The following is a 6,264-nucleotide window of genomic DNA, read 5'->3' on the forward strand; positions in this document are numbered from 1 at the left end:
TCGTTGGCCGAGCTCGCGATCCGGTGCAGATCCGCACTGAGATACTCGGCCAACGGTGCGGTCTCCGGGCTGCCCGCCGCCAGCTCGGCGGGCCACAGGCCACCGAGTACCCACGCGGTGCAGTCGACCGGAGCGCTGAAGGACGGGATCGCAAGCGAATCCCGGGCCGCGCTCTGTAACCGTCGCCGCGCCGTCCGGCGGCCGAAGATTGCCACCGCGCAAGCCTACCGTCAGCGATGGGCCGCGCCCCGGCCTCCGATCACGGTGCGGCCGAATCCGGCTCGGCCGGCGGGGCGGGTGAATTGTCACCGGCGCGGCCGGCCCGGTACCGTGGTCGGATGGCCGACTCGGTGCTGCAGGAACAGCTGGACGAGCTCCGCAGCCTGCTAAATCGTGCCCGAGAACTGTTCGGTGCCAGCCCGATCGAACCTCCGCACGACATCGCGCCAGACCCGCGGGCCGGACAGAAATGGGTGCGCTAGCTAGCTAGCTCAACCGGTCAGCGTCGTTCGAGGCGGTGTGCCAGTAATTCGTTGGTGGCGTCCTCCAACTGGTAGGCGGTCGGCAGCGCCGCCGAGGGAGTGTGCCCGGCTGCAACGATCTCGCCGCGCACCTGCACCGCCGCTTTGAGGAAGGACACGTCGGCGGCCAGCATGATCGCCTCGGCCAGCGTCTGCGCGTCGGTGTCCATCGCAGCCTCGGTCAGCCCCACGCTGTGCAGGCAGCCGCCGCGGCAGGACCGAAACAGCACGTGACCACTCGGGTGCAGCACGTCGAACGTCGGGTCCGGCTCGGTCATCACACCTCACCGGCCAGATCGCGAAAGGCCGCCGCGCCCTCGGCCTGGTGCTGCTCCCAGACGGCCGCCGTCGTCGTCAGGCCCTGCGACATCCCGGCGTGCTCGCTCGCCTGGCCCTGGTAGCAGCGGCGCCGCTCCTCGAGCAATTGTCTCCCCGCCTCCCGCAGCCCACCGTAGATCGGCCCCAGCGAATCCAGGCTGGCTTGAATCTGGCTGTGCGACATCGGGATCGTCGAGAGGTACTCCGCCACGTCCTGGTGCGCTCCGGCCGCTCGACGCAGCCCCGCCGGCACCACCCGAATCTGTTCCGGCATCTCTTACCTCCTCGGCAGCGGTCTGGTGGTCAGGTCGATACCGTCGCTGACGGCCTGGTCGGTGTCGGCAGCCGGGCCGGCTCCGCCGGCTCCCCCACTCCCGGTGGGTGCTGCCAGCCTAGAAAGCTCGGCCCGCGCACATTGGCGATCCGTTGAATCTGACCGTCGAGCAGTGCTTTGCCGTTGCCCAGCGCGAGGGCGTGGCGATCGGTGAACATTCCCAGGTCGCCCAGCGTGACCCGGGACTGGTCCACCGGGCCGGCCACCGCCGTTCCCGGCGGCGGGATGGTGATTCCCTGACGGCGGAACGCCTCCATGATCGGCGTCCCATCGGCGGCCGCCTGTGCCACCGCGGCCAGCTGCGGCGTCGGGGCGGTGACCGTCTGCCCATCGGGCAGCGTCACGACTCTGGGATCGGCCTCGGTCAGCGCGGCAGGATCACCCTCGACATCGGCGCCGGCTGGTCGATCCGGTTCGTCGGCGGGGTCCGCACCCAGATCCTCGTCGGGCGAGGGTCGCTGCGACGGTTGCGGTGCCCACCCGGCAGGCAGCAATCCCGGCGGAATGCCGGCCCCGGGCAGACCCGCGCCGCCCGGTGATCCCCCGCCCAATCCCGGGAGCGTCGGCATCGCCGGTGCGCCCGTCGGCACAGAGGCCGGCGCGGACGCCGACTCCGGAGGGACCGGCCCGACCGGGTCCAGATCGTCGACCGGGAAGTCGTCGGGGTAGTCGTCCGGATAGCCGTCCAGTCCATCTGGCGGGGCGGGGCTGCCCGGCCCCGGACCGGGTCCGGGTGCAGTCGGGATAGCGGGCGGGTCGGTCGGTGCTACGGAAGGCGCGGGTGCGTTTTGCGCAGCCTGCGAGCCGTACAGCGCGGCCAGCGCCTTCGCCAGCGCCTCCTTCGAGGCGTCGTCGTCGTTGGTGGTCTCGACGATGGCGATGATCTGAGCGAGCTTCGTCAGCAGGTAGCGCTGGAACTCGCGGGCCCCGGCCGGGGTGCTCAGGTCGGACGTGCGGACCGCGTCCTCGATCTCGGCGTCCAGGTCGTCGAGGGCTTTCCGGCCCTGCTCGGTGGTTTCGTGTGCGTGCAGCAGGGCCTCGATGACCTCCCGGTCGAATTCGGCGGCGGTCGAACGCTGTCGCGACAGCACCTCTTCGGCGTCTCTCATCGCCTCGGCCGCGCTGCCCTGCTGCTCCGGTCCACCCGGTGCCGGTGCGGACGCCGCCGGCGGGAAGAGCTGCGGGAATGCGCGGTGCAGCCGGTCCAGCATGCCGTCGTACTCTTCCGGCTTGCCGAACCAGGCGACCAACTTGGCATCCTGCGAGTCCTGATTGGTCAGGCCGGCCCGGTCGATCCGCTCGATGGCCGCCAGCAGGTCCTCGCGGGTGGTCATCTCTGCGGCCGGTGACGCGTTGGGGACCTCATGCGCGGTGACGGTAGTGGCGGCGGATCGCCGCGACAATTCGGCTGTGCACAGCCGAGTCGATCAGGATTCCCCGGCCGGGTCCCGGTAGCGCGCGTACAGCGCATTCAGCTTCGCCTGCCGGTCGGCGTCGTCCCGGTATGCCTCGGCCACCACATCCGCCAGCTCCCGCTGCTTGCTGAGCAGCAACCGTTGCAACTCGCGCGCCCCCATCGGGGTGTCGACCGCGAACGCGTTCTGATCGGCCACCCAGTCCTCGATCTGCGCAGCGATCTCGTCCACCCGGGCTCGACCTTCGACCGCCGCGGTGTGCGCGTCCCCCAGCACGTCGCTGAGCGCCGCGTCCGCCTCGGCGGCGGTACGCTGCCGCGCCGACAGCACGTTCTGCTTCGCCTCGGCGGCAGCCTGGGCCGGCTCGGACTGCTCTGCCATGGCTGCAACCGTACCCAGCCGGCCGATGACCGTCGAGTCACCGGCCGTCGCTACGGCAGCGGCCGGCGGATCGCCAGCGCGGCGCCGAGCGGGCTGATCCGAACCATCGCACCGGGATGCGGCGCCTCGATCACCCGATCGTTGCCGATGGCCAGCTGCACGTGGCCCGCGGTCGGGAACACCAGGTCTCCCGGGCGGACCTGCGAGCGCGACACCGCGATCCCCTGATGGATCTGCTGATAGGTGGTGCGGTCTAGGTGCACCCCGGCCTGCGCGTACGACCACTGGGTCAGCCCCGAGCAGTCGAACTGGTGCGGACCGGTAGCACCCCACACGTATGGGCGGCCCAACCGGGAGAGCGCCGCCCGCACCGCCGCGCCGGCTTGGCTGCCCGACGGTGGCAGCCGCAACCCCCGATTCCGGCGAGATCGGCCGCCCGGGTAGTGCAGCCGGCGCAACGCATCCCGGTGCCGGATCGCCCGGCGGCGCGCCGCCAGCACATGGGCACGCTGCGCGCGGAGCCGGGCCGCCCGTCGGCGCATCGCCTCACGGTGCGCCAGCGGATTGTCCGCCGCCACCGCGTCGGCACGGGCCTCCTCGACCACGCTGGCGGTCTGCCTCCGGGCGCTGGTGTGATCCGCTCGGGCCGCCGCGAGGATGTCGAGGGCCGCGCGGTCGACCCGCACGGCCCTGGCCAGCACCGCCCGCTGAGCCTGCGCGGCGCGACGGTATCCGGCCGGTACCGCGCCGCCGCCGAGATCCACCGTTCCAGCCGGCGCAACGACGTACGGGTCCGCAGCTACACCAGGGAGCACCGGCACCGGCCGTTTCGCGAACAGTTGGTGGGCGCGGATCAACGCCGCCACCTCGCTATCGGTCATCGGCGACCGCCCGCCTGTCCGGCCATTCGTCACCAGCATCGGCAAACGCCCGCACCCGGGCGAGCGCCTCGGGGGGAATCACTCCCCGGTTACGCATATCCCACAGCTCGTCACCGGTGACGCCGAGCAACGCCGCGATCACCGGTTCGGGCAGCGTCGAGAGCGCGCACGCGCGATCGAACCGCGCGCTCAGCCTGGTGGGCATCCGTCGCAGCAGGTCGCTCCGCGTCTGTTCCAGTGCCGTCAGGTGGTCCATCAACCGGCCGGACGAATCGGCACCGGCGGTCACCGCAACCCGCCAGGAGCTGGCTGCCAGCATCTCCGCCTTCACACACTGCCCGACCACAGAGAGAATATATGTTTCATATTCGTCTGACGTATCCGGCGGCAGCCGGTCGATCACCGATCGCAGCGCAGCCAGCTGCGCCTCCGCGTACTCCTCGAGCACTTCGGTGCCGGTGTGGCGATCGACGACGACCGGCCCGGTGGCCCGCTCCCGCGCGGGTGGCAGCGCCGCCGTCAACTCGGCGAGCTCGGCATCGGGGTCCTCGGCGATCAGCAACCGCGTGTAGGTTCCCGGTGGCAGCCCGAGCCCGTTCTCCACCTTTTGAACTGTGCTTTTGTGCGGCTTACGGGCACCGCGTTCCAGGTAGCTCAACCCCATGATGCTGATCCCGGTGGCGGCGGCGAGATCGGCCAACGACCAGTCCCGCGACTCCCGCAACGTCCGGATGGCCGCCCCCGCTGATTCGCGGCTCACCGCAGCGCCCCAGCCATAGCGGGGATAGTACACAGCGCACACCGGTCATCCACAGCTATACGTTTTTATCTCGTTTCTCTTGTGGATCGGGGATTCGATGTATATGTTCTGTTCTACGTTATCAACGTTAGGAGGCCGCCATGCCGCATCCCTGTTCGATCAACCCGGATCTCTGGTTCGGCTACGCCGACGACGACCACGCCGACGGCGCGGCGAAGGCCCGCGTCTACGAGGAGTCGGCTGCCGCGGCGCGGCTGATCTGCCTGCGCCGCTGCCCGCTGGCACAACAGCGACGGTGTGCCCGACGCGCCGTCGAACGCGGGGAGGAGTACGGGGTCTGGGCCGGCGTGAAACTCCCCGGCGGCCAGTACCGCAAACGGGACGACCTCGACCGGGCACACCAGACCCTGCGTCGGATCGCCGCCGGTGAGATCAGCCCCCGGGAGCTACCCGAGAACGCCGCGCTGCTGGCCCGGCACGAGAACCGGCGGGCGCCGGTGACGACGACGGTGTTTCATCTGCCGACCGGTGCGGCCGAGCCCCAGTCCGCGGCGTAGCGGCTACTGGCCGGTGAGCATCCGGTACTGCGCGGAGATCTGCTGTTCGGCGTCTTGCTCGGCGTCGGAGAACGCGGCGAACGCGTAGCGGTCGGCGAAGGCGACGCATTTGAAGTGCCAGTGGTACTGCTGGTAGGAGGCCGAGTCACTCGGGCCCGCCCAGTCGCGCAGCCGCTCAAAGCAGGTCGCCTCGGGCAGGCCGGGCACCCCCGTCGAGGTGACTTGGACGTCCCGGTCCCGCAGGAGCGCAGCGGTGATCTTGGTGGCGAGCGTCTTCGCCAGATCGGCTCGCTTGGCCCGGAACACCGTCGCGCCGCGCTGGGCCACCCAGTCCACGGCCGCTGCGCTGAAGGCCTCGGTCAGGTAGCCGGGGTCGGGTTCGAAGTGCAGCCAGCCCGCTGCCGCCCAGACTCCGGCATCCGCCGGAAAATTGTTGTTGGCAGGTGCCAGCGTTCGGGTGAGCAGGTCGCCGCTGGGATCTTTGGGCAGCGCGGCCAGCCGAGCGGGATCGGTGGGCTTGAACTGGTCGATCTGAAGGTGGAGGTCGTCGATATCTTTGGTGAACAGTTCAGCGACGAAGAAATCCTTGGCAAGCCCTACCGGAGGTTTGGCGGCGATCTCCTGGACGAACACGAAGCGTTTGTAGGCGCTGATACCTACGCTGAAAATCCCCGACCCGATCTCGTAGGAGACGGCGGTGACTTCCGGGTGATACTCCACCTTCAGTGGCTGGCGAACGGGTCCCAAGGCGAGCTTGGCCGCCAGAGCCGGCGCGACCCTACCGGCCGAGGCGTCGTCGGGAAACAGCATCACCAGGTTCTGCACCCGGGATACCCCCTCGGAATTACTCGCCGAGTCGCCCATCCGCGAGGTGTTGAAGGCGGCGACGAAGCCGTTGGAGGTCAAGGCCTCCGGGGCCGCCGCAGCCATCTGCTCGCCGAGCAGGCCGATCACCTCCGCCGGATCGGTGACGACCCCGGGGGGCGTCGGATCAAAGCGGGTCAGTGTCTTGTTGACCTGCCACGGTCCGGTCACGTGGCCGGCCATGCGCATCGCCTCGAAACGTCCGCCGGCATCCCCGGCGGTATCTCCGGACG

At 70.1% G+C, this 6,264-nt stretch carries 9 protein-coding genes and 1 pseudogene; 2 read left to right on the top strand and 8 right to left on the bottom strand.

Translation table 11 applies throughout. The features are described 5' to 3' along the window. Positions 1-215, bottom strand: a pseudogene (locus tag AC2VNT_RS10390) (DUF5631 domain-containing protein); the annotation flags it as partial. Between the two features lie 123 nt (positions 216-338). Between AC2VNT_RS10390 and AC2VNT_RS10395 the strand changes: the two are divergent. Beyond that, entirely contained in the window at positions 339-482 is a 144-nt protein-coding gene (locus AC2VNT_RS10395) for a hypothetical protein (protein WP_486946776.1), read from the top strand. A 17-nt stretch (positions 483-499) separates the two neighbouring features. Here AC2VNT_RS10395 and AC2VNT_RS10400 read toward each other — a convergent pair whose 3' ends face one another. The 6 genes from AC2VNT_RS10400 to AC2VNT_RS10425 all read right to left on the bottom strand — a co-directional run bounded on the left by AC2VNT_RS10400 (position 500) and on the right by AC2VNT_RS10425 (position 4,610). Beyond that, positions 500-799, bottom strand: a complete 300-nt coding sequence (locus AC2VNT_RS10400; protein WP_486946777.1) for a DUF2694 family protein — start codon at positions 797-799, stop codon at positions 500-502. Beyond that, entirely contained in the window at positions 799-1,113 is a 315-nt protein-coding gene (locus tag AC2VNT_RS10405; protein WP_486946778.1) for a type VII secretion target, read from the bottom strand. The genes AC2VNT_RS10400 and AC2VNT_RS10405 overlap by 1 nt, the downstream gene beginning before the upstream one ends. Before the next feature lie 29 nt (positions 1,114-1,142). Then, a complete protein-coding gene (locus tag AC2VNT_RS10410; RefSeq protein ID WP_486946779.1) occupies positions 1,143-2,507 on the bottom strand; it encodes a DUF4226 domain-containing protein in 1,365 nt (454 codons plus the stop codon). Between the two features lie 93 nt (positions 2,508-2,600). Then, on the bottom strand, positions 2,601-2,969 hold the full coding sequence (locus AC2VNT_RS10415; RefSeq protein WP_486946780.1) for a DUF4226 domain-containing protein: 369 nt from the start codon (positions 2,967-2,969) through the stop codon (positions 2,601-2,603). 50 nt (positions 2,970-3,019) lie between these two features. Beyond that, entirely contained in the window at positions 3,020-3,850 is an 831-nt protein-coding gene (locus AC2VNT_RS10420; RefSeq protein WP_486946781.1) for a C40 family peptidase, read from the bottom strand. After that, positions 3,840-4,610, bottom strand: coding sequence for a helix-turn-helix domain-containing protein (locus AC2VNT_RS10425; protein ID WP_486946782.1), 771 nt, complete (start codon positions 4,608-4,610; stop codon positions 3,840-3,842). The genes AC2VNT_RS10420 and AC2VNT_RS10425 overlap by 11 nt, the downstream gene beginning before the upstream one ends. A gap of 140 nt (positions 4,611-4,750) precedes the next feature. On the opposite strand from AC2VNT_RS10425, the gene AC2VNT_RS10430 reads away from it, so the two are divergent. Then, positions 4,751-5,167, top strand: a complete 417-nt coding sequence (locus AC2VNT_RS10430) for a WhiB family transcriptional regulator (protein ID WP_486946783.1) — start codon at positions 4,751-4,753, stop codon at positions 5,165-5,167. Between the two features lie 3 nt (positions 5,168-5,170). Here AC2VNT_RS10430 and AC2VNT_RS10435 read toward each other — a convergent pair. After that, positions 5,171-6,264 (bottom strand): DUF7373 family lipoprotein (locus AC2VNT_RS10435; protein ID WP_486946784.1); only part of this gene is annotated, 1,094 nt, incomplete at its 5' end.

The sequence above is a fragment of the Mycobacterium sp. TH-M15 genome (genome assembly GCF_057473705.1).